The sequence below is a fragment of the Arsukibacterium indicum genome (assembly GCF_019100565.1).
Taxonomy (GTDB): domain Bacteria; phylum Pseudomonadota; class Gammaproteobacteria; order Enterobacterales; family Alteromonadaceae; genus Alishewanella; species Alishewanella indicum.
The window spans coordinates 438,627-463,118 of record NZ_JAHRID010000001.1 but is presented as its reverse complement, the minus strand read 5'-3'; the positions used below and the strand labels follow the sequence as shown (position 1 = coordinate 463,118).

At 46.5% G+C, this 24,492-nt stretch carries 23 protein-coding genes; 15 read left to right on the top strand and 8 right to left on the bottom strand.

Annotated features, from left to right (window positions below; translation table 11 throughout):
- Positions 1-29: 29 nt before the first annotated feature.
- The 15 genes from flgG to KQY15_RS02045 all read left to right on the top strand — a co-directional run bounded on the left by flgG (position 30) and on the right by KQY15_RS02045 (position 16,534).
- Positions 30-818 carry a flagellar basal-body rod protein FlgG gene (gene flgG / locus KQY15_RS02115; RefSeq protein WP_217666768.1) on the top strand — a complete coding sequence of 263 codons (789 nt, stop codon included), beginning with the start codon at positions 30-32 and terminating at the stop codon, positions 816-818.
- A gap of 11 nt (positions 819-829) precedes the next feature.
- On the top strand, positions 830-1,516 hold the full coding sequence (flgH, locus tag KQY15_RS02110) for a flagellar basal body L-ring protein FlgH (protein ID WP_217666766.1): 687 nt from the start codon (positions 830-832) through the stop codon (positions 1,514-1,516).
- Positions 1,517-1,593: 77 nt separating this feature from the next.
- The gene (locus KQY15_RS02105; protein WP_254795420.1) at positions 1,594-2,661 is read left to right on the top strand and encodes a flagellar basal body P-ring protein FlgI; all 1,068 of its coding nucleotides are present in this window, start codon (positions 1,594-1,596) and stop codon (positions 2,659-2,661) included.
- Position 2,662: 1 nt separating this feature from the next.
- Complete coding sequence (gene flgJ, locus KQY15_RS02100; RefSeq protein WP_217666761.1) at positions 2,663-3,724, top strand: flagellar assembly peptidoglycan hydrolase FlgJ; 1,062 nt, start codon at positions 2,663-2,665, stop codon at positions 3,722-3,724.
- Positions 3,725-3,759: 35 nt separating this feature from the next.
- Positions 3,760-5,781, top strand: coding sequence for a flagellar hook-associated protein FlgK (gene flgK / locus KQY15_RS02095; protein ID WP_217666759.1), 2,022 nt, complete (start codon positions 3,760-3,762; stop codon positions 5,779-5,781).
- 2 nt (positions 5,782-5,783) lie between these two features.
- A complete protein-coding gene (gene flgL, locus KQY15_RS02090) occupies positions 5,784-7,019 on the top strand; it encodes a flagellar hook-associated protein FlgL (RefSeq protein WP_217666757.1) in 1,236 nt (411 codons plus the stop codon).
- 151 nt (positions 7,020-7,170) lie between these two features.
- Positions 7,171-7,998: a flagellin N-terminal helical domain-containing protein gene (locus KQY15_RS02085; RefSeq protein WP_217666755.1), complete on the top strand. Its 828-nt coding sequence runs from the start codon at positions 7,171-7,173 to the stop codon at positions 7,996-7,998.
- Positions 7,999-8,202: 204 nt separating this feature from the next.
- Positions 8,203-9,027: a flagellin N-terminal helical domain-containing protein gene (locus tag KQY15_RS02080; protein WP_217666753.1), complete on the top strand. Its 825-nt coding sequence runs from the start codon at positions 8,203-8,205 to the stop codon at positions 9,025-9,027.
- A 57-nt stretch (positions 9,028-9,084) separates the two neighbouring features.
- Positions 9,085-9,912 (top strand): flagellin N-terminal helical domain-containing protein, encoded by an 828-nt coding sequence (locus tag KQY15_RS02075; RefSeq protein WP_217666751.1) that lies wholly within the window; start codon positions 9,085-9,087, stop codon positions 9,910-9,912.
- Between the two features lie 282 nt (positions 9,913-10,194).
- Positions 10,195-11,019 carry a flagellin N-terminal helical domain-containing protein gene (locus tag KQY15_RS02070; RefSeq protein ID WP_217666749.1) on the top strand — a complete coding sequence of 275 codons (825 nt, stop codon included), beginning with the start codon at positions 10,195-10,197 and terminating at the stop codon, positions 11,017-11,019.
- 68 nt (positions 11,020-11,087) lie between these two features.
- Positions 11,088-11,480, top strand: a complete 393-nt coding sequence (locus KQY15_RS02065) for a flagellar protein FlaG (RefSeq protein ID WP_217666747.1) — start codon at positions 11,088-11,090, stop codon at positions 11,478-11,480.
- Between the two features lie 9 nt (positions 11,481-11,489).
- The gene (gene fliD, locus KQY15_RS02060; protein WP_217666745.1) at positions 11,490-12,953 is read left to right on the top strand and encodes a flagellar filament capping protein FliD; all 1,464 of its coding nucleotides are present in this window, start codon (positions 11,490-11,492) and stop codon (positions 12,951-12,953) included.
- Positions 12,954-12,964: 11 nt separating this feature from the next.
- Positions 12,965-13,390 (top strand): flagellar export chaperone FliS, encoded by a 426-nt coding sequence (fliS, locus tag KQY15_RS02055; RefSeq protein ID WP_217666743.1) that lies wholly within the window; start codon positions 12,965-12,967, stop codon positions 13,388-13,390.
- Positions 13,390-13,692 (top strand): hypothetical protein, encoded by a 303-nt coding sequence (locus tag KQY15_RS02050; protein ID WP_217666741.1) that lies wholly within the window; start codon positions 13,390-13,392, stop codon positions 13,690-13,692. Before fliS ends, KQY15_RS02050 begins: the two co-directional genes overlap by 1 nt.
- A 19-nt stretch (positions 13,693-13,711) precedes the next feature.
- A complete protein-coding gene (locus tag KQY15_RS02045) occupies positions 13,712-16,534 on the top strand; it encodes a motility associated factor glycosyltransferase family protein (RefSeq protein WP_217666739.1) in 2,823 nt (940 codons plus the stop codon).
- 95 nt (positions 16,535-16,629) lie between these two features.
- Here KQY15_RS02045 and KQY15_RS02040 read toward each other — a convergent pair whose 3' ends face one another.
- Genes KQY15_RS02040 through KQY15_RS02005 form a run of 8 tightly spaced genes read right to left on the bottom strand, consistent with a single transcriptional unit; the run spans position 16,630 to position 24,491 of the window.
- Entirely contained in the window at positions 16,630-17,298 is a 669-nt protein-coding gene (locus KQY15_RS02040) for a TylF/MycF/NovP-related O-methyltransferase (RefSeq protein WP_217666737.1), read from the bottom strand.
- Between the two features lie 16 nt (positions 17,299-17,314).
- Positions 17,315-19,567, bottom strand: a complete 2,253-nt coding sequence (locus tag KQY15_RS02035; protein WP_217666735.1) for an N-acetylneuraminate synthase family protein — start codon at positions 19,565-19,567, stop codon at positions 17,315-17,317.
- Positions 19,564-20,244 (bottom strand): acylneuraminate cytidylyltransferase family protein, encoded by a 681-nt coding sequence (locus tag KQY15_RS02030; protein ID WP_217666733.1) that lies wholly within the window; start codon positions 20,242-20,244, stop codon positions 19,564-19,566. Before KQY15_RS02030 ends, KQY15_RS02035 begins: the two co-directional genes overlap by 4 nt.
- Entirely contained in the window at positions 20,241-21,119 is an 879-nt protein-coding gene (locus KQY15_RS02025) for a class I SAM-dependent methyltransferase (RefSeq protein ID WP_217666731.1), read from the bottom strand. Before KQY15_RS02025 ends, KQY15_RS02030 begins: the two co-directional genes overlap by 4 nt.
- A gap of 48 nt (positions 21,120-21,167) precedes the next feature.
- The gene (locus tag KQY15_RS02020) at positions 21,168-22,214 is read right to left on the bottom strand and encodes a 6-hydroxymethylpterin diphosphokinase MptE-like protein (RefSeq protein ID WP_217666729.1); all 1,047 of its coding nucleotides are present in this window, start codon (positions 22,212-22,214) and stop codon (positions 21,168-21,170) included.
- 1 nt (position 22,215) lies between these two features.
- Positions 22,216-22,938 carry an SDR family NAD(P)-dependent oxidoreductase gene (locus KQY15_RS02015; protein ID WP_217666727.1) on the bottom strand — a complete coding sequence of 241 codons (723 nt, stop codon included), beginning with the start codon at positions 22,936-22,938 and terminating at the stop codon, positions 22,216-22,218.
- A complete protein-coding gene (locus tag KQY15_RS02010) occupies positions 22,938-24,218 on the bottom strand; it encodes an AMP-binding protein (RefSeq protein ID WP_217666725.1) in 1,281 nt (426 codons plus the stop codon). Before KQY15_RS02010 ends, KQY15_RS02015 begins: the two co-directional genes overlap by 1 nt.
- On the bottom strand, positions 24,219-24,491 hold the full coding sequence (locus KQY15_RS02005) for an acyl carrier protein (RefSeq protein ID WP_217666723.1): 273 nt from the start codon (positions 24,489-24,491) through the stop codon (positions 24,219-24,221).
- Position 24,492: the final 1 nt, after the last annotated feature.

Below are 24,492 nucleotides of genomic sequence, written 5' to 3'. Positions count from 1 at the left end.
TAATGGGCGAGAGCCCCGGGAGGTAGCAGATGCATCCAGCTCTGTGGATAAGTAAAACCGGTTTAGACGCCAAGCAGCGTGATATTTCGGTTATTTCGAATAACCTTGCCAATGCCAGTACGGTCGGCTTTAAGAAAAGCCGGGCAGTGTTTGAAGATTTGTTGTATCAGAACGTTAATCAGCCAGGGGGGCGCTCTTCGCAGAATTCTGAATTGCCCAATGGTTTAATGATTGGTGCCGGTACCAAGGTGGTGGCAACCCAGAAAAACTTTACTCAGGGCAATATGATTACCACGGAAAACAGTCTGGATATGATGATTCAGGGCCATGGTTTTTTTGAAGTACTGATGCCCGATGGCACGATTTCTTATACCCGAAATGGTCAGTTCACGGTTGATGGCGACGGTAACCTGGTGACCTCAGGAGCGGGTTTTCAGGTGCAACCTAATATCGTTATTCCACCTGATGCTACCAGCATCACGGTATCACAGGACGGTGAAGTATCAGTACGTCTTGCCGGACAGGTCGACAATGCGGTACTGGGCCAGTTAACGGTTACTAATTTTATTAATCCGGCAGGTTTAGAGCCGACGGGCCAGAATTTATTTAAAGAAACCGCAGTTAGTGGTGATCCGGTGCAGGGAATTCCGGGCCTAGAGGGGTTGGGTATTATTGTTCAGGGCTCTCTGGAAACCTCGAATGTTAATGTGACAGAAGAGCTGGTCAGTCTGATTGAATCGCAACGCGTTTATGAGATGAACTCAAAAGTTATTTCCTCGGTTGATCAGATGCTGGGTTTTGCAATTCAGCAATTATAAGCGGAGGCCTTATGCGTACTTTATTGTCAGTGCTATCAGCGGTATTGGTTGCGTCATTGTTATCGGCTTGCGCTTCTACAGAGCAGCCGTTTGCTGATGACCCTTATTATTCACCAATTCCACCGGAGCCTGCACCACGTCCGGTACTGAAAACGGGCTCATTGTTTGCACAGCATCACTCCAACAGCCTTTACTCTGACAATAAAGCCAGGCATGAGGGCGATATTATTACGGTAGTGCTGCGTGAGCGCACGCAAGCATCTAAGCAGGCAAAAACTGAAACTGAGAAAGACAGTAGCGTCACTATCGACCCGATGGTTGGGTTGGCGGGCCGTGCCGTTTCAGTAGCTGGTAATGTATTACAGTTTGGCGCCAACTCCACCTCGGAGTTTACTGGTGATGCTAAAGCTGATCAGAGTAACAGTCTGGTGGGTGATATTTCAGTTAACGTGCTGCAGGTCATGGCCAATGGTAATTTAGTTATTCGCGGCGAAAAATGGTTAACCCTGAATACTGGTAAAGAGTATATCCGGTTAACCGGTATTATCCGGCCCCAGGACGTTGATGTGAACAACACAGTTGAGTCGAATAAAATTGCTAATGCCCGCATTGAATACAGTGGCACCGGCGCTCACCATTATGGCCAGTCACCGGGTTGGTTAAGCCGGTTTTTCAACGGGCCGTTGTGGCCTTTTTAAGAAAGTGGCCTTTTTAAACTTATTGCAGTGGTCATTGCAGGAGAAATAGCATGGTTCGGATAAAACGGCTAGGGTTGATGCTGATAGCATTGCTGATGCTACCAGCGCAGGCTGCACGAATTAAAGACGTGGCCGATATTGATGGGGTTCGTTCAAACCAACTGGTTGGTTATGGCCTGGTAGTGGGTTTGCCGGGTACCGGTGAGCAAAGCCCGTTTACCGAGCAAAGCTTTAGGACCATGCTGGCTAATTTTGGTATTAATATGCCGGCAGGGCAGCGCAGCCAGATAAAAAATGTGGCGGCAGTAGCAGTACATGCTGAACTCCCGGCCTTTGCCAAGCCTGGCCAGACGATAGATATTACCGTCTCATCTGTGGGCAGTGCCAAAAGCCTGCGCGGTGGTACTTTATTGCAAACCTTTCTGACTGGTTTGGATGGCAATGTCTATGCTATTGCTCAAGGCAGCCTGATTGTCAGTGGCCTGGGTGCTGAAGGCCTTGATGGTTCGCGCATTCTTGTCAACACGCCAACGGTAGGGCGTATTCCAAACGGTGCCATGGTAGAGCGGGAAGTTATTTCACCTTTTGGTAATGGCGATTTTATTACCTTTAATTTGAAAAGAGCTGACTTTACCACCTCAAAAAGGCTGGCCGAGGTGATTAATCAGTTTATTGGTCCTGACACTGCCTATTCACAGGATGCCAGTTCAGTGCAGGTGAGGGCGCCACGCGACATGTCGCAACGTGTGTCTTATTTATCAACCCTGGAGAACTTAGAGTTTGCACCGGCCGATCACTCGGCAAAAATTATTATTAATTCGCGTACCGGCACCATTGTTATCGGTAAAGATGTTAGGTTATTTCCGGCTGCAGTAACGCATGGTGGTTTAACCGTAACCATTGCTGAAAACCCGCAGGTAGTGCAACCCAATCCGTTTGGCGAAGGGGTAACCGCAATAGAAGAAAACAGCATTATTGACGTTAGCCGGGAAGACTCGCGGATGTTTAAATTTGATCCGGGTGTCACCCTTGATGATTTGGTGCGAACAGTGAACGCAGTAGGTGCAGCGCCTGGTGATTTAATGGCGATATTAGAAGCATTAAAAGAGGCTGGCGCAATTCATGGCGAGCTGGTGGTGATTTAAGATGAGCCTGACGAAAACCCAAGTTTCTTACCATGATGTCAATAGCTTGCAGAATATTAAAACTGCAGCTAAAACTGACGAAAAAGCGGGTTTACGCCAGGCAGCTGAGCAATTTGAAGCTATTTTTATGAGCATGCTGCTAAGCAGTATGCGTAAAGCCAATTCGGCATTTGAAGCCGAAGGTATGATGAACAGTCAGACCACTGAGTTTTATCGCGACATGCATGATAGTCAGTTAGCGACTGATTTAGCGCAGAAAGGCGCACTGGGGCTGGCTGACCTGCTGGTTGCTCAGCTTGATCCAACCGCTGGACTTAATCGTGCTAAACCCGACAACGAGCTTAACATGCCGGGTGCAATAAATTTGAACCCTTTACCGGCACGACCAGACAACAGCAAAGCGTTAAACCGCAGCGAATTTAGCACCGGAGTAAGACAAACCTTACAGGCAATTGCCGATTTGCCAGCTGGCATGCCAGCCGCAGCCAAGCACAATGCTGCTTCTCAGAAGGCTGAAGTTGATATAAAACAGCCAACCGACTGGCAGATTAACTCTCCACAGGATTTTGTCCGTAAACTGTTACCGGCGGCACAGCAAGCTGCGAAAGCACTGGGCTTGGATCCGATGGCAATGATTGCGCAGGCAGCCCTGGAAACCGGCTGGGGCCAACGAATGATTAAAACGGCAAAAGGCGAAAACAGCTTTAACTTGTTTGGCATTAAAGCCCATAACAATTGGCAGGGTGAGAGCGCAGTAGTGGATACCCTTGAGTTTCGGGGCGGCATTGCGCAAAAAGAACAGGCCCGGTTCCGCTCATACGCATCACCAGAACAAAGCCTGCAGGATTATGCCAGTTTTATCAGTGACAATCCCCGTTATCAGCAGGCTTTGCAGGTAACGGCAGAGCCTGCGGCATATTTTAATGAATTACAGACAGCGGGTTACGCCACTGACCCTGAATACGCTAAAAAAATTATGGCCGTATATCAAAGCCCTACCTTTGATGAGGTGCGCGCCGAGTTAAATGCGGCTCAAGATTTTAACACCGGCGCCGATGAATAACATGTTAGCCACCCGACGTGGCAACGGAGCAACCTATGTCAGATAACTTACTTAGAATTGGTACTTCAGCCGTATTGGCTAATTCTACTTTGCTGAATACCACAAGTAACAATATCGCCAATATCAATACCCCGGGCTATGTCAGGCAGCGCACTGAATTTGAAGCTGAGCAGCTGGGCCTGGGTGTTGGCAGAGGCACGACAGAAAGGTTGGTTAGCGAATTTACTTTGAAACAATTACGTCGTGATACGTCAAACTATTCGTTTGCTCAGCAATATGTTTCAGAAGCAAATCGGGTGGATGCGTTGTTTTCCAACCCGGCCAACAGTATAGCTACCGGCGTCAACGATTTATTTAAGCAATTTCAAATTGCTAATAATGAACCCGCTACCCTGGCCAACCGGCAACTTATTATTGGTAGCTCACAGGCGTTGCTTGACAAGTTTTCAACATTATCCAGCCTGGTGTTGGATCAAGAAAATTTTGTAAACCAACAACTGGATATTTATACCAGTGAAACAAATGGTTACATCAAGCAAATTGCAGATCTAAATCTGGAGATTGCCTCATTCGGTACCGGAGCCAGCCGCCCGGTACCGCTGGACCTGCTGGATAAACGCGATTTTGCCATTCAGAAATTGGCTGAAATGGTTGAGATTAAAACGCTTGATTCGGCAAATGGTGAAAAACTGGTTTTTTTAGGTACCGGTCAGTCTTTGGTTGTCGAGCGCGGGCAGTTTAATCTGATGACGTTGCGTGGTGATCCTGATCCAACGCAGCGCGAGCTAAAACTGCAATTATCAGCACGTTCCAATATAGAGCGTGATATTGATATTGAGGCTGTAGGCGGCAAAATTGGCGGTTTGCTCGAGTTCAGAGAAGAGATTCTTATTCCTACTCAAAACCGGCTGGGCCAGTTGGCTTTGTCGATGACCGACGCGATAAACAGCCAGAACCGCCTGGGTATGAATTTAAATGGTGAGATAGGGGGCGATTTATTCACCTTGCCTGTTAGCGAAGGTTTCGATTTTGCGTCTAATACCGGCACTGGTTTTGTTACTGTTGCCATTGAACCCGGTAAAGGCAATAGTTTGCCACCTAACGATTTTTTACTGACTGTAACCGCAGCCGATGAAATAACACTGCAGGCGCTTGACGCTCAGGGCAATGTTATAGTGGGTTCTGACAAAGTCGTTAGCGGTTTAACCTTTCCGGTGACGATAAACTCAGCAGATGCTGCTGATGATCTTTATGGTTTGGAAATCACGATTGATGGTGCCCCTGCGGTTGGTGATCAGTTTGAGCTGAAACCGTTAAGCGCTGCCTCGCGTACCTTGCAGCTGGCCACCACCAGGCCAGAGGATGTCGCGTTAGCCTCGCCTGTACGGACAGAGTTTACTGTTGCTAACCTGGGTAATGCGCAGGTAGAAGGCTTAACGGTAACTGACACTACTCCGGCAACCTTACCGGATTATGGCTTTGATACACCGTCAGGGTTAATTAATGGTCCCTGGACTATGACCTATACTGGTGGTGATACTTTTGAAATCGTTGATAATCTGGGTAACCCGGTGGCAACGGCAACCTTTGGCTCAAATCAATATCAGGATGTGTTTGCTCAGGCGGGCGTGGATGTCGGCTTTGATTTTTCAGTAACCGGGGTGCCGGCGGTAGGTGATACATTCAGTATAAGCTTCAATACTGGTGGTTTTAATGATAATCGCAATGGTCTGGCTTTGTCGGCACTACAAACGGATAAAACAACCCGCTTGAATCCGTTGTCAGCACCGGACAGTGCCAATGCCGTTAATTTCAATCAGTCTTATGCAGAGATGGTCAGCTTAATTGGCGAGCGAACCAGCCAGGCCCGTAATAACGAGGCTGCAAGTAAAGCTTTACTGGATCAAACTACTGCCTGGTATGAATCATTGTCGGGGGTAAGTCTGGATGAAGAAGCATCCAATTTAGTCCGATTTCAGCAAACCTATGCGGCGGCAGCTAAGATTATTTCGACATCACAAACCGTTTTTGACACCTTGTTGGCATCGGTGAGGTAGTAATGAGATTATCATTTAATATGAAGTTTAATGCTGGCTTGGACGGCATTTTAAATACTCAGCAAAAGATGAACCGGGCGCAGGATCAATTGACCAAGCAAACCCGGATCCTAACCCCTGCCGATGACCCTGCTGCCTCAGCTAAAGTGCTGGGCCTGGATCAGAATCTGGAGCAAGTTGAGCAGTTTCAGAATAATAGTGTGCTGTTGAAAAATAACCTGGCACTGGAAGAAACCGTGTTAACCAATATGCGCACTTCTATCGACCGTGCTAGGGTGCTGGCAATTGCCTCTGGGAATGGAGCTTACACCGATAGTGACAAGCAAGCCGTAGCGCAGGAACTGAAAAATATTCAGGTAGAATTACTGGATTTGATGAATACCCGCAATGCTGAAGGCGGCTACATTTTTTCGGGATATCAGGACAAAACACAAAGCTACACGTTTAATGCTGCGACGGGTATTTATGAGTTTCAGGGCGATGATGGCCAGAAAGCACTTCAAATATCACCCACCATCGCCTTGCCAGGCAATGACAGTGGTAAGTCAGTATTTGAAAACGTTGATGCCAGACTAAAAACCACGCCGGCGGCGATCGTGTCCGGCGGCGCTACGGCAGCCACAGTGTCGGTCACCAACCAAAGCCGGTTTGATACATTCTATAAACAAACTTACGACAGCCTGACACCCGCTAACAATGATTTTAATGTTGTTCTGACTGCACCATCGAATTATGAGATCCAGCGAAACGGTGCGTCTTTGGTACCCCCGGTAACAGGCACTTTTGTGCCCGACTCGCCCATTCAGTTTAATGGTTTAACCATAGAAATCAGCGGAGCAGCAGCAGTGCCCGGCCAGGTAGATTTTTCACTGCAGCCACCAGAGAAGAAAAATATTCTGACCACCATTGGTGAATTTATTACTGCACTTGAAGACCCTACACTATCGATATTTGAGTTTGGCGAAGCAATCAGTGATACCCTGACTCAGGTAACCTCAGCGTCATCAAAGATCGACAGCACTTTATCGACAATCGGTGGCCGGGTTAATGTGCTGGACAGTGTGTTTGGTACCAATGAAGATTTAACCATTAATAATAAGTCTTATCGTGCCGATCTTGCCGAAGTGGATTATGCAGCAGCCATAACCGAAATAACAAAGCAGGAAATAGCGCTCGAAGCCATCTCAGCAACCTTTACTAAGGTGTCTGGCGTTAGTTTGTTTGACTATATCCGTTAATCCCTTATCTGATGCCTGGCACTGGCCAGGCAAAATAATTTAAAAAATAATTCAAGTTATCCAAATTCGCACCGATAAATAAGTATCAGGCAGATAAATCAGGTTTTAAAGGCCGATTTATCACAAGTTACAGAATATCGGGAGCATTATCATGGCTTTATACGTAAACACTAATACTTCATCGTTAAATGCCCAGCGCCAGCTGTTTAATTCAGGTAACGCTCTGGATACGGCTTTTAAACGCTTATCTTCCGGTTTTCGGATTAACAGTGCGGCGGATGATGCTGCCGGTCTGCAAATCAGTAACCGCTTAACCAGCCAGATCAATGGTCTTGACCAGGCCGCCCGTAACGCAAACGACGGTATTTCACTGGCACAGGTAGCAGAAGGTGCGATGGATGAGATCACTAACTCATTGCAGCGTATCCGTACCCTGGCTATTCAGTCGCAAAATGGTATTAACAGCTCATCAGATCGGGCAGCCCTGCAAAAAGAAGTGGCTCAGTTAAAGCTGGAAATCAGCCGAATTGCAGGCAATACCCAATTTGGTACACAAAACCTGCTGGCTGGTGGTTTTTCTGCCACTTTCCTGGTGGGGGCGAATGCCGGGCAGAATATTGATATCCGGCTGTCACGGGCTGCGGGCTACGGTACCTCATCACTGGGTCTGGCGGCTTTGTCAGTGTCTACTGTTGGCGGTGCGTCAGCGGCTCTGGCATTAATAGACAGTGCCATAGGCGTTATTGATGGTACCCGGGCAGATTTAGGTGCCATTCAGAACCGCTTCCAGGCCACAATTCGGAATTTAACTAACATTTCAGAGAATGTCGCCGGCGCGCGTAGTCGGATCCGGGATACCGACTTTGCAAAAGAAACGGCCGAGTTAACCCGGACCCAGATCCTGCAACAAACCAGTACCACAGTATTGGCGCAGGCCAATCAGCGGCCGCAGGCAGCATTAAGTTTATTGCAGGGCTAATTTTGCCAATGCGTACAAAGCCACCTTACGGTGGCTTTTTTATTTTTGTGGGTTATTTATTAATATTTTAATGAAACTGCTATTTTTAAATAAAAGCTAAAGTTTATCTATTATTTTCCGATATATATGCAACACGAAGTGACAGTTATCTATCTATTATCGGTCGTAGCTGTCAGTGTTTAAATTACTATCAGGAGAGTAATCATGGCTTTATATGTCAACACTAATACATCATCACTAAATGCCCAGCGGCAGTTGTTTAATTCAGGTAACGCTCTGGATACGGCTTTTAAACGCTTATCTTCCGGTTTTCGGATTAACAGTGCAGCAGATGACGCCGCTGGCCTGCAAATATCTAACCGTTTAACCAGCCAGGTTAATGGTTTGGATCAGGCGGCGCGTAACGCTAACGATGGTATTTCGCTGGCTCAGGTAGCAGAGGGAGCGATGGATGAGATCACCAACTCACTGCAGCGGATCCGCACCCTGGCCATTCAATCACAAAATGGTATCAATAGCTCAGCTGACCGTGCTGCTTTGCAAAAAGAAGTGGCCCAGTTAAAACTGGAAATGAGCCGGGTAGCTTCTACCACGCAGTTTGGGGTGCAGAATTTATTATCAGGTGGTTTTTCTGCAACCTTTCTGGTAGGGGCAAACGCAGGCCAGAACATTAATATTCAGTTGTCACGCGCTGGTGGTTATGGCACATCATCATTAGGCTTAGCTGATTTGTCAGTCTCAACGGTAGGTGGTGCCTCTGCCGCATTAGCGCTGATAGACAGTGCTATCGGTATTATCGACGGTACCCGGGCTGATTTAGGTGCTATCCAGAACCGGTTTCAGGCAACGATTCGTAACCTGACCAACATCTCTGAAAATGTCTCTGGCGCCCGCAGCCGGATCCGTGATACTGACTTCGCTAAAGAAACGGCCGAGTTAACCCGTACTCAGATCCTACAGCAAACCAGTACTACCGTATTAGCCCAGGCTAATCAGCGGCCTCAGGCAGCCCTAAGCTTACTGCAGTAAAACCGACCGCCGGGATAATCTCCCGGCCGCTCAAGGCTTTTACATAGGAGCAGTAATATGGCACTAGTTGTCAATAGCAACCAGTCGTCACTGGCCTCTCAGCGGTTGCTGGCAAATGCGACAGCTGGTTTATCAACCAGTTTTGAACGGCTTGCTTCTGGTCTGCGGATAAACCGGGCGGCAGATGACGCTGCTGGTCTGGTTATCTCCAATGTGCTGACCAGTCAGGTAAATGGTCTGGATCAGGCAGTGCGTAACGCAAACGATGCAATATCATTAGTGCAGGTTACTGAAGGCGGTATGGATGAAATTCAAACCAGCCTGCAACGCTTGCGAGTACTGGCCATCCAATCAGAAAATGGTATTAACAGTGCAAGCGAAATAAGTGCATTACAGCAGGAGTTTGATCAGCTTACTTCCGCTATTCAGAATATAGCCGATAACACTGAGTTTGGAGGCATTAAGTTGCTTGACGGTTCAGTGCCTGCAGCGGTATTCCAGATTGGCGCTAATGCCGGTCAGAAAATCAGCATTGATTTAGCCACGGGCTATGGCAGTGACGCAACTGGTTTAGATATTGCAGATATTGAACTTGGTACTGATGATATAGCAGATACCCTGCAGCGCCTGGATGATGCACTGGTAACAGTAGACAGTGCCAGAACTGATTTGGGCGCATGGCAGAATGTGTTGGAAACAACTATTCGCAATCTGAGCAACATCAGTGAAAACGTATCAGCGTCTCGTGGCAGAATACGTGATACCGACTACGCCAAAGAGACTACTGAATTAACCAGGACGCAAATTATTCAGCAAAGCAGTACCTCGGTGTTAGCTCAGGCGAATCAGCGACCACAGGCTGCACTCAGTGTGCTGAGTGGTTAAATGATTTTTGAAACGTCGTTATACTACTAAGCCATTCAGAGCGTTCTCTGAGTGGCTTTCTCTTTTCTACCACCGTAATTAAGGTTAGTGGTTTGCCGTTATTAGTGGCAAATCTGAATGCCAGATAAAAAAATAAAAAAATTTAATTATTTTCCTAAAGTTCTTAAGAGTGCTGCCGATAGCCTGATTAAGCCAAGTTGCAGCTTGGCTCAGATAGCGGAATATCCGTCTTATTAATTGTAGTCTGACGTAGCGTTGCTACTGATGATTAAGGAGTGACTCATGGCTTTATATGTCAATACTAATACCTCGTCGCTGAATGCGCAGCGGCAGTTATTTAACTCAGGTAATGCCCTGGATACAGCGTTTAAACGTCTGTCTTCAGGTTTTCGGATCAACAGTGCTGCTGATGATGCTGCGGGCCTTCAGATCAGTAACCGGCTAACCAGTCAGGTAAATGGCCTTGACCAGGCTGCACGTAATGCTAACGATGGTATTTCGGTTGCTCAGGTAGCTGAAGGTGCAATGGATGAAATTACTAACTCATTGCAACGTATCCGTACTCTGGCAATTCAGGCCCAGAACGGTATCAATAGTTCAACTGACCGCGCGGCGCTGCAAAAAGAAGTGACTGCGTTAAAACTGGAAATGAGCCGTATTGCATCGGATACCCAGTTTGGTACGCAGAACCTGTTAAACGGCACTTACTCAGCATCGTTTTTGGTTGGTGCTAACGCTGGTCAGAACATCAGTATTGCCTTGTCGCGCTCTGGTGGTTATGGCACGTCAGCTCTGGGTCTTGCTGATCTGTCTATTTCAACTGTTGGTGGCGCATCAGCGGCATTAGCATTAATTGACAGTGCTATCGGTATTATCGACGGTACCCGTGCTGATTTAGGTGCTATCCAGAACCGCTTCCAGTCTACTATCCGTAACTTAACCAATATTTCTGAAAACGTATCAGGCGCCCGTAGCCGGATCCGTGATACAGATTTTGCTAAGGAAACGGCAGAACTGACCCGGCAGCAGATCCTGCAGCAAACCAGTACAACAGTATTGGCGCAGGCGAATCAGCGGCCACAGGCAGCTTTATCGTTATTGGGTTAAACTAATACGCGTGGCGGTGAGAAGCTGGTCTAAAGTTCTCACCCTGCGCGCCGATAAGGAGTCTGACAATGAGCACAATTAATGCATCTGTCAATACAAACAGTGCTTCTGTTAATGCAAACAGTGCTTCTGTAGCAACGATGCCGGCTACTACTGACAGAATATTGACGCCAGTAGCAGCCCCGGTCGAGACAGCAAGGCCGGTTACGCAGGTGAGCAGAACTGAATTACAACAAGCTGTTGATGTAGTAAATCAGGCCGTTGCCCTGGAGCAGCGTTCGCTCAGTTTTTCAATTGATGATCTGTCGGGTCGTTCAGTCATTAAAGTGGTAGACTTTGAGACAGATGAGCTGATAAAGCAAATTCCAACCGAAGAACTGTTGAAAGTTGCGCAGGATATTAAACGGTTGCAGGACGAAATGGGGCAGTCTATCGGCCTGTTAATTGATAACAAAGTATAGAGGTGAAATATGTCTGGTATTAATTTCCTGGGTTCAGCATCAGGTTTGCCATTGGAAGAGTTGGTATCGACTCTGGTAAAAGTTGAGCGGGATACCAAACTGGGACGGATAAATACCACCAAAAAGACATTAGACACCTCTTTGTCTGGTGTAGGGCAGTTAAAATCCGCCCTCTCAGCTTTTCAGGACGCCATTAAAAAGCTGTCGGGCAATACATTAAACGCCAGAACGGCTACTGTTATTCAACCCACTGAAAACAAAACATATATTGAAGCATCGGCATCAAATACCGCTGCAGCCGCTAATTTTGATATCAAAGTTAATCAACTCGCTTCGGGCAGTCGGCTGGAAAGTGCTGATGCCAGTTTTGCGGCGGCCAGTGATGTCATTTCCACTACTGATGGTACGCTGACATTTGCAGCCAATGGCAAAAGTTTTGATGTTGAAGTTACAGCCGGCATGACATTAAATGAATTGCGTCAGCAAATTAATGCTAACAGCGATAACTTTGGCGTCAATGCTAACATTATTAATGCCGGTGGTGCTGTGGGTACCAAGCTGGTATTGACATCGGACGAAACCGGTTTAGGTAATGATTTGGTTATCAGCAACAATAATGCTGAGCTTGATGCTATTTCAACAATACCTACCGGCGCTACTGCCGGCTTAAGTGTTAGCCAGGCGGCGCAGGACGCTATTATTGAAGTAGATGGTATTGTAGCAACCAATAGCAGTAATACTTTTACCAATGTTATTCAGGATGTGACATTAACGGTTAAAGCCGTAACGCCTGATGGTAACAATGCTGCGGTGAATATAGCTACTGACAATGCATCAGCTGAAGAAAATATCCAGAATTTTATTAACAATTACAACGTGTTGGTTGACCAGGTTGCTGCACTGACCAAAAAGCGTACCCTTGGAGCAGATGGTAAAACCGTTACTGCAGAAGGTGGTGCGTTGGCAACCGATCAAATGCCTAAAAATATTATGAGCCAGTTACGGGGCTTGCTTGGTAATGTTGTCAACGGCGCTGATGACTCATTATCAACCTTATATGCGTTGGGTATTACTTTTCAGGAAGACGGTAAACTGCAAATTTCTGCCAGCTCAGAGTTTGGTGGTGATTCAGGCCGCACGCGTTTTGACCGCGCACTCAATGAGAACTATGACGGGGTGGCTGCATTCTTTGGCGGTGAAACCGGCTTAGCCACTACTCTGGACGGATTTCTAAAAGAATTTACCCAAAGTGGCGGCATTATTGCCAGCAAAGAGAACTCTATAAAAACACAAATTGATAAAAACACTAAAGATTTAGACGCAGCTAACCGATATATAGCTAGTTTCGAGCAAACATTACGTAGTCGCTACACTGCATTGGATGCGTTGCTAGGTTCAATGCAGAATATGGCGTCGACCGTGACAGCACAACTGTCCAGCTTGCCCGGCTTTGGCACCAACAAATCGAATTAGTGGAGAGCAATATGAGTTACGGAATTAAAGCGTATAAAGCCGTCGGTATAAAAGATGATTTAGCGGTTGCTGATCCGCATCGCGTTATTCAGTTACTGATGCTCGGTGCGCTTGAAAATATGGCAAAAGCAAAAGGCTGTATTGAACGTAAAGATTACGCCGGCAAGTCAGCTGCATTGTCAAAAGCGATGACGATTATTGCAGCACTGCAAAATTCACTGGATATGGACGCCGGCGAGATTTCAGATAACCTTTTTGCACTGTATGACTTTATGCAAAATCACCTGATCCTGGCCAGCCGCGAAAAAAGTATTGCTAAAATAGATGATGTGCTGGAACTGCTGGTAACGATTAAAGGTGCCTGGGATCAAATCCCGGTGCATGCCAGGCAGGAAGGGTACGAAATGCAGGCCCAGAAGCAACAGCGAACCGCCTGATGTCTGAACTACAACAGCGAATAGAGTCTGCAGCGAAATTAAGGCTGCAGGCGGAACAGCTGGTAGCAGATCCCGCCTATTCTACTGAAGAACTTAGCCAGTTGTTGCAACAGTTACAGCAACTATTGCAACTGCCAGCAGTTGAACCTACTGCAGATTTTGCCGCTTATTTACAGGATAACCTTGACTGGCTGCAGGCTTTAATGGCAAAAATGGCGTCAGAAAAAGAGGCGATTGCGACCAGTATGCTGGAACTCCAACGGGGGAAAAAAGCGAAGCGCAGTTACGGCCAGAACAATTAACCCGCCATCGGGATTTGCCATGCTTAAATATATTAATTATCAGGTCACTGAAGACGCTCACCAGCAGCAAAATATTGAACAGGCATTATCAGCACATATTCAGCAGCAATTTACCTCTAACCTACAGGCATTTAAGCATTATATGCCATCGGTAGTACCACTGATAGAACAACATCACGTGCAGCAATACTCAGTTTTTGCGACCGCGGCAGCTGAACTTAATATTGTTGATTTTGCAACGGGCAGGGTGTGGTATTCCGAACAGCCACAGCTGGAAGTTCAGCAGGAAGTCGAGACATTCTGTAACGCCGCGCCATATCTTATGGTTGAATCAACTACCGCAGTTGGTCAGGCTTGGAGTTCTGAAGCGTTGCCGGTAAAAGCTGAGGCCGTGCTGATGTTTGGTCTGGGGTTTGGTTTTCAGTTAACTGAGCTGCTGCAAAATTGCCGGGTAAAATATCTGGTATTGTACGAACCCGATTTGGATGTATTATTTTGCTCGATTCAGAATTTTGATTGGCAAGCTTTATTTGAACTGGCCGAAGCGACCGGCACTCAGTTATTTCTGCAACTTGGCAACGATGGTCAAACCATTACCGAGGATTTAGCTGAGCTTCTCCCGCTGCTGCACAGTGATCGTATTTATATTTATCGACATCGTTTCCACCCAATGCTGGATGAAGTGATTCAGTCACTATGGCAGCACAATGGCAAACTGCACCAGTTTGCCGCCAGTAACCAGAATATTCTGCCGTCCGAAAGCTTTTACGATTATGTTGCTGAACGAAACGCAGGAGTGATTGGTAATTTCCCTGTAACAGCGACGGATGGTGATGAGCAACAATATCAGCGTAACTTGCAGGCGCTGGAAAAGTTTTACCCAGCCGTTTTTAAGGCAATTCAGCAACACAGCAGCAGACACTGGCAGTTAGTTACCGATCATCAGCAGCATATCAATTTATGGCATCCCGGGCGTAATGCGTTGTTTCATTATGATTTGGAACAGGAAGCTGCTGGCCTTGTTCAGTATTTTATTCATCATCCTTACAAAGATGATGTATTGCTTGGTCAACAATCGTTAGGCAAGTTGAAGCACTATATTCACTTTTCACATGTTAATCAGGTGCAACCCCTAATCAGTCAGCAGCTGGAGCAGCAAAGCGTTTTAACAGATGAAGTGGACTCATTAATTATTTTTGGGGTTGGTCTTGGCCGGCATATAGAGCTGCTTACTGAACAGCGGAAAATTAAAAATCTGTATATTTGCGAGCCTAATCTGGATTTTTTTGCAGCAAGCCTTCGGGTAACTGACTGGGCAAGTATTATTGAGCGGGCCGACCAGCAGCAATGTCGGATATACCTTAACCTGGGCGGTGATGGCTCAACTTATTTTTATGATCTAATGGCGCAGTTTTATCAGGTTGGCGCTTACTCGATTGCCAATACCTATATGCTCAGTTCATATTTTAATCACAGTATGCAAAAGTCTATCAGTGACTTACGCTCTGAGCTTCGGGTGGTACTGGCACTTGGTGAATATTTTGACCATGCCAGATACGGTGTCGCTCATACCTACAATAGCCTGGCAAAACAGCATAAATTCCTGAAGCAGGACAGTAGCATTTATCGTGATTTACCCGTGCTTGATTTGCCAGTTTTTATTATAGGTAACGGCCCAAGCCTGGATAACTGTATTGATTATTTAAAAGAATACCGCGACAGGGTAATTCTAATCAGTTGTGGCACTGCACTGTCTTCATTGCATAAGCAGGGTATCAAGCCAGATTTTCATGCTGAGGTTGAACAAAACCGGTCTACTTATTACTGGATAAATCAGGTAAATGCCCCTGACTATCTGAAAGATATTTATTTGCTTAGTGTGAATGGTATTCACCCTGATACCGCGCAGATGTTTAAAGATGTGTTGCTGTGCTTTAAAGACGGCGAATCCTCTACTTTCATGTTTCAGCAAGGACTGAAGAAAAAAGGTCAGCAAATCGCCTCATTAAGCTATGCCTATCCAACAGTCTCTAATTTGGTAATGAACTTTGTTCTTCGTCTTGGGAGTAAAGCACTTTATTTGTTCGGCGTGGATCTGGGGTACATTGATATTAGGTATCATCACTCGCAATCATCTGCTTATTATCGGCCTGATGGCAGTGAAGTGTATAACTATCAGCAAGCGCATGGTGGTGGTATTCCCGCTAAAGGTAACTTTTTACCAATGGTGTTTACTAAGCGTGAATTTGAGGTTTCCCGGAAACTACTTGAACAGGCTATCCAAAAAGCAGGCCGCAAGCTGGAAATTTATAATTGCAGCAACGGTGCTTATATCAGTGGTGCTGTGCCATTGCAGCCGGCAAATATTTTATTGGGTAATGAGATAGTAAATAAGCCAGCGCTGTTCAACGAACTGATTAAACGTGCATTTTACACGCCTGATCCTACATACGCGGATGATATTTTTAATGCTCTGGATTTAGCGCTGTTTTCACAAACTATAGAGAAGTGGCTGGCTTTATTCGACGATGAAATTACTGACAGTAAATCCGCAAGGGAATTCGTTGAAAAACAATGGGTTTTACTCCGTTCAACAGTAAAAATGCCGGCTGATCCAACTTTCTGTCTGCTTTATGGAAGTACCAATTATTTTGGTGGGGTGCTGACAAAACTTGCATCCTGTATCAGCCCGGAATCGCCGAAAATTCTGGAAACTTTCCACAAAGTAAAAGCAATCTGGCGGGATTATCTGGTGGCAGCCAGTAACGACTTTATCGACAAACCGCTAAAGTTTGATGACGTTAACGTAGAAAACTTGTTTAAGGCAAAAGCAAAGGCGTGAGTCACTGCACAAGCAATGCAGTGACGTTCGCTATGTTCAGGTAACTTTTGGGTCAGCGGTGCACAATGGCAGCGCGATTATAGTTTGTTGGTGAGTTAGCCAGCTTTTTCTATGTAAGTAGGAATATGGGAACATGATAGTTTCTTCAATTTAAGTTTATGTTCAGCTACGAATTCATCAACTGCAAGGGTTTCGCCTTCAACCGTACCATAATCATCGAAAATAATCAGTCCACCAGGAACAACATGCTTGTAAAGTAAATCCAGGGCCAGCTTACTTGGTGCGTATACGTCTACGTCAATATGCAGCAATGCCAGGCGTAGCTCAGGATGCTGGCTGATGTAATCAGGCAATGTTTCCATAATATCGCCAGCAATCAACTGTGTATTAACTATACCTTTGTAATCAAGGCATTGTTGAAGTTCTGCCTGACTAATGCCATTGCCTGCGATTGATTCAAATTTGGCGATAAAAGCTAAATCAGTTGCGGCTTGCTCATCGGGGGTGGGAAAGCGTCCAAAAGCATCAAAGCCAATAATAGCACGTGAGTTTGCGGCCTCAAGCATATCTCTGAATGTTGCAAATCTAAGTAAAGATGCCCCTTTAAAAACGCCCAGCTCAAGCACTGCGCCAGGTAGCCCGGTAATTTTTTTATATAGCTCGTAGTGAGCCACTAATTTCTGCAAACGCTTCTGTTCCGATGTAAGGTAAAAACCATTTTCATAGTCAAAAGCAAGGTCAGTGTCGAAGTTGAAAAGTTTCATGATGTTTACCTGTTAATCAGAATTGGTATTTTTCCAGTAACTCAAGTGCTTGCCAAAAGCCTTCACCTTCATTTTTATGGCCTTGCCAGATCTCAGGAATAAAAGATGCGGCAGGGGATAACTGCTTTAATTGCTTAGCCAGTTCAGCAAAGTCGATTTCACCTTCACCAATTTGTAAGCCCTCGCCATCTACATTTTCGGCATCCACGATATGGATATGGGCAGTAAAAGGGGCTACCTGCTGAATAAATTGACTAAACGACGCCTTCGATAAGTTACAGGCTAGCTTTGAATGGGAGATATCTAAACATATCCTCATTTGATGTTGTTGGCAAAATTGGACAATATCTGCGGCATCCATAAACAGATTATGGAAACGCTGACCACCAAAGTGCCAGGGGTAGGGCGGCATCGTTTGGGGAATAATTTCTACCCCTTCGGTATCCAGTTGGCGCAGAGCATCGGCGATAAGTTGGTATTTTTCCTGACGGTGCTGGGTTGGCATAAAACCGTCTAACGTGAAGCCTCCGGCATTTATTATTATCAGGGGGCGTTTAGCACGATGGAAATATTGTTGTAATTTCAGGGTCGTATTTATAACGCGCTGTAATTCCTCAATGGAACGTTGTCGATAAACGGGGTCTTCTGCGCAAAGATCCATAATATGATCACCGGCAAACAGTTCAGGGCTGTGCACGACAAAATTCATGTCGTAGCCGTCAGCGTTCAGAAATGCTGCGGGGGCAAGCTCCAAATCTTTATAACTAAAATGGAATTCTACCAGGTCAAAATTAGATTTTCCGACCATGGTAGCAAAATCATGATAGCGTACCGGAACACCGAAAGGGCGGTTAAAACTGTAGTGTCTTGCCTGTATTTGCACGTCGTTTAAGTCTGATGGATAAAAGAAATCGCCGGGCTCGACATCTCGCTGCACTGTTTTGCCGACCAGTTGACTTTTCATATAAGGCGCCAGCCCTTTGCCCGGACTTCTGGTGTCGATGTCGCTTGCGCTTATCACATCGCCTGGTTTCAATGCCCGGGTGCAAACCAGACTTTTGGCCAGCACTTCCCGGTTCATCATTTCACCCTGGGTTACTTTACGGGTGTCTGACGAACCCAATGCCTGCTCAATTTCTCTGATGCTCTGAGTCATCAGTTTAAACTCGTCCGGCAGCAAACTTACCCGGTGATCATTGCCTTCCATATTCCTGTCAAGGGTAAAATGCTTTTCAATTACCTTAGCCCCCAGCGATACAGCCGACACTGCAACAGCAATACCTCTTTCGTGACCCGAGTAACCAACAAGGCCGTTATGCGCCAGCTCTCTCAGGCGATTTAAATAGCGTAGATTAACATCTTTAAAAGGCGCGGGATAAGTTGAATTACAGTGCAGAAGCACAAACTGACTACCGAAGCGTTTCAATAGTGTGACGGCTTCTTTAATTTCAGCTTCGGTAGACATACCAGTAGAGCAGAGCAATGGTTTTCTGGTTTTTGCCAGCTTTTCAAGCAATTCATGATTCGTCAGATCGGCAGAGGCCACTTTGTAAGCCGGCATTCCATATTTCTCCAGTGCTTCCAGACTGTTGGCATCCCATGGTGTGCACAGTGGGATGATGTTTCGCTGTTTACAATAATCAAAGACCTCATACATTTGCGCTGTTGATAACTGAAACCGGGCAAGTAAATCCAGCGTGTACTCTGCGCCTAAATCCTCTCCCTGCGCGCCGCTACCTGACTTACGGTACATACTGTCCATGTGCCTTAACTGAAATTTAGCGCAATCAGCACCGGCAGCTACGGCTTCGTCAACTAAGCGTTTAGCCAGGGTGATGTCGCCATTATGGTTGTTTCCGATTTCAGCAATTACGAACACGTTGCTGTCGTCAGAAATAATAAAATCAGCGATCTGAATATGATGTGTTTTACGGGAGGCAATACCAACTAACCGGCTTTGTTTGTCAAGTAACGGCACATACTCTATGCGACTGGAGAATAGCTGCTCAATCTCCGCCGGTGCTGAGTCATCCAAAGCATATACAAAACTGCTGTTAAAGGCATCAGCAACTGGTTGCGTAAGGTCGAGTTTGTTGGTTTGCAGTAACCACCGACGCAGATCTCCGTCGGTTAATATGCCTTCGAGAACACCATTTTGTGCGAGGACAAAGACAATCCCAGATTTATTGCTGCTTATTTTCTGTAAAGCATGGCTTAGCTCATCGTCTGTAAACACGATATAACGGGCAATATTCCGTTCAATAATCATAAGCCGCTCTCCTGCATCAGCGTTGATACTATAGTTAAATCGGTGAGTGAATCGATCTCCCAGGACTCTTGTTCCTGCATACAAAACATGGCTATTTTCCCACCTAACCGGTTTTTGAATTGTTGGAGAATTGCTGATTTAGTCAGGTAAATTGAGCCGTTCTCGCGATACTGCTTATCTTGTGGCTTAATATCCTGGCGGCGCGGGCGGTGCATAAAATCATATTGTGCTTCTGGCTGAAGTGGGTGTTTCCAGAAGAAAGCATGACTTTCACACACTGAAACCAGTGAATCAGCGCCTTGCTGCTCAAAGCAGGTAATTGCATTAGCTAAACTGTCTGGTAAACGCAGTGGTGAAGTGGGTTGCAATAATACTATTACTTCATCTTCAGCGCCGGTAAGCCAATGTTGTTGCACATGCAGCATCACCGCTTCGGTTGATGTGCAGTCTTCTGCCAGCGCTGCAGGCCGCAGTGCCGGAACCTCAGCACCTGCAGCCCTTGCTATTTCAGCAATTTTTTCTGAATCGGTTGATACCAGCACCCGGCTTATCGCCGGACAGGCTTTCGCCTGTTTGATACTCCAGGTGATCAGAGGTTGGCCATTGACCAGTCGTATGTTCTTATCCGGGATCCCTTTTGAGCCGCCTCGTGCCGGAATTAATGCGATGTACTTCAATCTGCTAATCTCCTGGTTGCTACAGCTATTAAAGTATCTGTTTGATCGCGGCTTGCCAGAAACTGCTCATATGCCAGTTGCAATGCAGATGCTGCTGAGTCAAACGGTGTAGCAGTAAAACCTGTTGGTTTCTGCTGCAAACACCATTGCAGGTGATTCCAAACCGGGTAACGTTGCACTGCAATAATGTGCTGGAGGTGCCAGCCAGATTGTTCAAGTACATATTGTAAAGATGCTCTGGTATGTAAAATTAAATGTTCAGACCAGAACGTAAAGCTTTTAAAGGCAGCGGGACCATGTTGCAGTAACCAGTCTCCGGCGTGCGGAACCTCTACCAGTAAAGTGGCATTTTCCGTCGCAAAGCTGCTTAATTGCTGCAATATGTTTGCCGGATCTGCCAGATGCTCCATTACATGAAACATACTGACCACTTGCGGCCTGAATGCACTGACATCAGCCAGTGAACTGCTGACATTGTAACCGTCGTTACTCAGTGCTTCGCAATTACTGCTGTTCAACTCAACTCCAAGGTGGCCGGCGCTTAAGCGGCTGTCTTCTCTTAGCTGATAGCCTGGCCCGCAGCCAAAATCTAACCAGCGTTTTCCAGCAATGAAGGGTTTCAACAAGGCAGATCGTCGTTCTGTATCTATCACATCCATATCATTGCGGGGAATGGCGCTGGAAGGAACAACTTTTTTGCTGTAATAGTCTTCCGCTTTACCCTGATAGTGCGGGTCCAGATAAATCAGTTTGCTATTAGGATCCTGAAACACACTGATTTTTTCATCCCGGCAGCTATCTGCCAGTAACAGAGACTTTTCTGACGAAATAAAACCGCCCTGACGCATAAGCTGGAAAACCGGTTTACTTTGCATCATCACCCCTTTTGTTATTGGTGGATATTCAGGCTTGTTGTGCCATCATCAGATAAATTGGTGATAGTCTGCTTTAACCAGCCCCAGATTATTATCAACCGGTGTTGCATCCACAACTTCAACTCCCATTGACTGTGCCGTTCGTACTGCATGTAATATGCCAGTTTGCTGGCGCAACTCGAGGTTTTTGCCAGTACTCTCGTCTATTACTAAGTCTGTGTTTTTATAGTAATCTTTATGAAAGTGATAGTTTTTAGTCGCCAGTTTGCTGTAGTTATTATCTACCCCCAAAATCACAATCCGTTTAGCCCCCATATAAGTTGCAAAAAGGATCATTGGGCAGATAATAGTATTGCCACTGAAAAAGCCTGTGTCGGCTGGGTTCAGATCAGCCAATTCGGTTTGATAACTTACCGGGTAAAATAAGGTGTTGTTAATACCTTGCATCCGCTCTGCCAGATGTGAGACGGCCAGTATTGGCACAGTCAGAGATTCGATTATTGGCTGCCAGGCATCGACACAAATACTGTCTATTAAAAAATAATAATCGGGTCGGAATTCAGTTCGCAATAAGATGCCATTACCCGCCATAAAGATGCCATCTTTTAGTTGCTCGGGTGGGGTAGCATTAATACTCGGACCATTACCGATAACAAAGAAAGTTTCCCCTTTATGTTTGTTTTTCAATGCAGCCAGTGCATGCTTATCTGTCGGGTCGAATCGGGGTTCGGTACACATTGTCTGACCATCTGGTACTGCAAAAATGGCGCCGTTGTAGCCGTTATCTTCCAGTATTTTTTGCTGGCTTTGCGGCAATGCCATTGAGCCGAGAAAAATAGCATTTAAAGCAGCCAGTTGTTCATCTGCAGGTTTAATAACCGGTAAATCATCCAATTTAGACGAGCTGCAATTTGAGGAAATAAAGGTTATTTTATTGAAGCCCTGCTGCTTTAACTCACTAGCGATATAGCGGGCAAAAGAGTGATCGCCGAAAATACCTAACGACATTGATAACGTCAGCTGGTCGGCGCAATTGTGCAGCCAGGAGGCTATTCGCTGCTGCGTTTCCCGGAAAATTGTTGATTGTTCACTCATGTTAAGCCGTACTCCCTGCATCCACGGTGATCACGGTGCCCGTTACTGCACCGGCTTGCTCACTTAGCAAATACAGCACAGCCGCTGCCGCATCGTCCGGGGTCGCCAGCCGGCCCAAAGGGCTGCGCCGTTTAATGCTTTCCAGCTTGTCACCTTGTAAGCTACTCGTCATCTCTGTTTGCATATAACCCGGTGCCACGCAGTTTACTGTGATGCCGGCTTTACCCACTTCTCTTGCTAATGATTTACTAAACCCTTCCAGCGCCGCTTTGCTGGCAGCGTATACGCTCAGGCCATTAAAGCCGGTACGGGCGATAATCGACGAAATATTGACGATCCTGCCGCTTTGATTCAGCAACATCGGTCGCAGCAGGTATTTACTAAGCAAGATTGGTGCCTGCACGTTGATATTAAGTAAACTACCAATCTCACTGTTATGCATGGTTGCCAATACACCATCATAACCCACAGCAGCGTTGTTAATGAGCGCGTAAGGACGGCCAAATGCCTTAACAATACGACTGCACAGTGCCGGTATCTCAGCTAGTTCAGCCAGGTCAGCGGCCATAAAATGCAACGCAGGCTGTTGCTGTTGTAGCTGTTGCAAATCCTGGCTGTGGGTTCTGGCCAGCGCCAGCACCGCATAACCGGTTTGCAATAACTGGCGGCAAATGGCCAGGCCTAAACCACGACTGGCACCGCTAACCACCACTAGTTTTCTCATTAGACTATCCTTACCTGTTTACCACTGCCGGCCAGCGGTAAAGCCGCTACCACCTGGATTTTAAACGGGATCTGGTGGCGCTGTAGCTGCTGCTGACAATGCGCTTTTACCCGGCCAATCAGTTCTTCAGGAACAGTATCTGGCTCTGCAACCAGCTCAGCCATCACCAACTGGCCCAAAATGCTGCTGCTTTTGCCATATACCCGGCAGGCTGCTACGCCGGGTACCTGCAGTACAACCTGTTCAACCTGCTCCGGATGTACCTTATTGCCACCAACGTTGATGACCCCACTGGCCCGGCCCAGAAACAAGACGCGTTCTGGGGTTAACTCAACCAGATCTTCGGTATCCAGAAAGCCTGCAGCATCCACTCTGGTCGCTAACTCTGGCCCAAACAAAGCTGAATTTTTCAGCCAGAGATGGTGTTTTGCATCCACTTTAAACTGCAAATCATAATAACCCTGCTCCAGATAGTCTCTGGGGAAACCTGCCTTGCCATCGTTTACCGCAAAGGCTACGCCCGCTTCAGTAGAAGCATAAATGTGGCGAAGTTGTGCTGTTGGATAAAGCTGGCTCAGCCGGTTTAATAATGGCTGGTCGGCAATCTCACCACCAAGAGTCAGCTGCTGTAATTGAAGTGCCGTGGCCTTGCCGCTAAACAGAAATTGCCGCCAAAGTGACGGGGTAGCTGACAGCGCTGTTACGTTGCCCTCAACCAGAGTATCAAACCGCTGTTCAATATCGCCGTCACTGGCATCGATAAGGCAGGCTCCTGAGATCAGGCTCTGCAACACAACTTGTAAACCGGCAAAACGGAAGGGTTGATATACTAACCCCCAGCATAGTGTGTTGCCGGATGCGCGGGTGCTCACCGTTTTAGTCAGTTGTTGCAGGCTATGTCCTATCCATTTTGGGGTCCCGGTGGTACCTGATGTTGCAAGATACCAACGGCTATCAACAGGAAGGCGCTGATCTGTCATGGTTTCAGATGCAATGAATAGCATGCCTGCAGGAGCCACATTATGATCTGGCAGTAAATATAACGCCGAACAAAATCCATCATATGCCAGCAGGCTGCAGATAAAATCGGCAATGTCCCGATAGCGTATATTTACTGCTTGCTGTTGTAAATTAGCAGCTTGCCGGCGTTTTGCCAGTGCCAGCTGCTGCAGTTGCCGATAACTGACTGTCACTAACGGGGCAGTAGCTGTCTGGCGATATTTTAACGCAGGCGAATCGCCGGGGTGGCGCTCCATTAGCGCCAGCAGACTACCGCTCATTTAGCCTCCGGCATATTTAAGCTGATATTGCTGGTATATGCTGACAAATTCGGCAAAAGTGCGGGGGTAAACGGCGATTTCCATTTCACTGAAAGGGTCAAAACCTAATTCTTCTTCCAACTGAGCAACCAGCATGGCAAACCCCAGTGAGTCGAGGCCACTTTGTAGTAGCACAGTATCATCGGTAACTGGCTCGATCAGTTGGCAATTTGCCAACTCTGCTACTTGCTGCAGGCAGTTTCTGATCTGATGGTGTAAATCTGTTTTGGTCATT

What these genes read in the sequence shown, in the direction of transcription:
- flgG (WP_217666768.1), top strand. Translation starts at nt 30, where the DNA reads ATGCATCCAGCTCTGTGGATAAGTAAAACCGGTTTAGACGCCAAGCAG.
- flgH (WP_217666766.1), top strand. Translation starts at nt 830, where the DNA reads ATGCGTACTTTATTGTCAGTGCTATCAGCGGTATTGGTTGCGTCATTG.
- KQY15_RS02105 (WP_254795420.1), top strand. Translation starts at nt 1,594, where the DNA reads ATGCTGATAGCATTGCTGATGCTACCAGCGCAGGCTGCACGAATTAAA.
- flgJ (WP_217666761.1), top strand. Translation starts at nt 2,663, where the DNA reads ATGAGCCTGACGAAAACCCAAGTTTCTTACCATGATGTCAATAGCTTG.
- flgK (WP_217666759.1), top strand. Translation starts at nt 3,760, where the DNA reads ATGTCAGATAACTTACTTAGAATTGGTACTTCAGCCGTATTGGCTAAT.
- flgL (WP_217666757.1), top strand. Translation starts at nt 5,784, where the DNA reads ATGAGATTATCATTTAATATGAAGTTTAATGCTGGCTTGGACGGCATT.
- KQY15_RS02085 (WP_217666755.1), top strand. Translation starts at nt 7,171, where the DNA reads ATGGCTTTATACGTAAACACTAATACTTCATCGTTAAATGCCCAGCGC.
- KQY15_RS02080 (WP_217666753.1), top strand. Translation starts at nt 8,203, where the DNA reads ATGGCTTTATATGTCAACACTAATACATCATCACTAAATGCCCAGCGG.
- KQY15_RS02075 (WP_217666751.1), top strand. Translation starts at nt 9,085, where the DNA reads ATGGCACTAGTTGTCAATAGCAACCAGTCGTCACTGGCCTCTCAGCGG.
- KQY15_RS02070 (WP_217666749.1), top strand. Translation starts at nt 10,195, where the DNA reads ATGGCTTTATATGTCAATACTAATACCTCGTCGCTGAATGCGCAGCGG.
- KQY15_RS02065 (WP_217666747.1), top strand. Translation starts at nt 11,088, where the DNA reads ATGAGCACAATTAATGCATCTGTCAATACAAACAGTGCTTCTGTTAAT.
- fliD (WP_217666745.1), top strand. Translation starts at nt 11,490, where the DNA reads ATGTCTGGTATTAATTTCCTGGGTTCAGCATCAGGTTTGCCATTGGAA.
- fliS (WP_217666743.1), top strand. Translation starts at nt 12,965, where the DNA reads ATGAGTTACGGAATTAAAGCGTATAAAGCCGTCGGTATAAAAGATGAT.
- KQY15_RS02050 (WP_217666741.1), top strand. Translation starts at nt 13,390, where the DNA reads ATGTCTGAACTACAACAGCGAATAGAGTCTGCAGCGAAATTAAGGCTG.
- KQY15_RS02045 (WP_217666739.1), top strand. Translation starts at nt 13,712, where the DNA reads ATGCTTAAATATATTAATTATCAGGTCACTGAAGACGCTCACCAGCAG.
- KQY15_RS02040 (WP_217666737.1), bottom strand. Translation starts at nt 17,298, where the DNA reads ATGAAACTTTTCAACTTCGACACTGACCTTGCTTTTGACTATGAAAAT.
- KQY15_RS02035 (WP_217666735.1), bottom strand. Translation starts at nt 19,567, where the DNA reads ATGATTATTGAACGGAATATTGCCCGTTATATCGTGTTTACAGACGAT.
- KQY15_RS02025 (WP_217666731.1), bottom strand. Translation starts at nt 21,119, where the DNA reads ATGCAAAGTAAACCGGTTTTCCAGCTTATGCGTCAGGGCGGTTTTATT.
- KQY15_RS02020 (WP_217666729.1), bottom strand. Translation starts at nt 22,214, where the DNA reads ATGAGTGAACAATCAACAATTTTCCGGGAAACGCAGCAGCGAATAGCC.
- KQY15_RS02015 (WP_217666727.1), bottom strand. Translation starts at nt 22,938, where the DNA reads ATGAGAAAACTAGTGGTGGTTAGCGGTGCCAGTCGTGGTTTAGGCCTG.
- KQY15_RS02010 (WP_217666725.1), bottom strand. Translation starts at nt 24,218, where the DNA reads ATGAGCGGTAGTCTGCTGGCGCTAATGGAGCGCCACCCCGGCGATTCG.
- KQY15_RS02005 (WP_217666723.1), bottom strand. Translation starts at nt 24,491, where the DNA reads ATGACCAAAACAGATTTACACCATCAGATCAGAAACTGCCTGCAGCAA.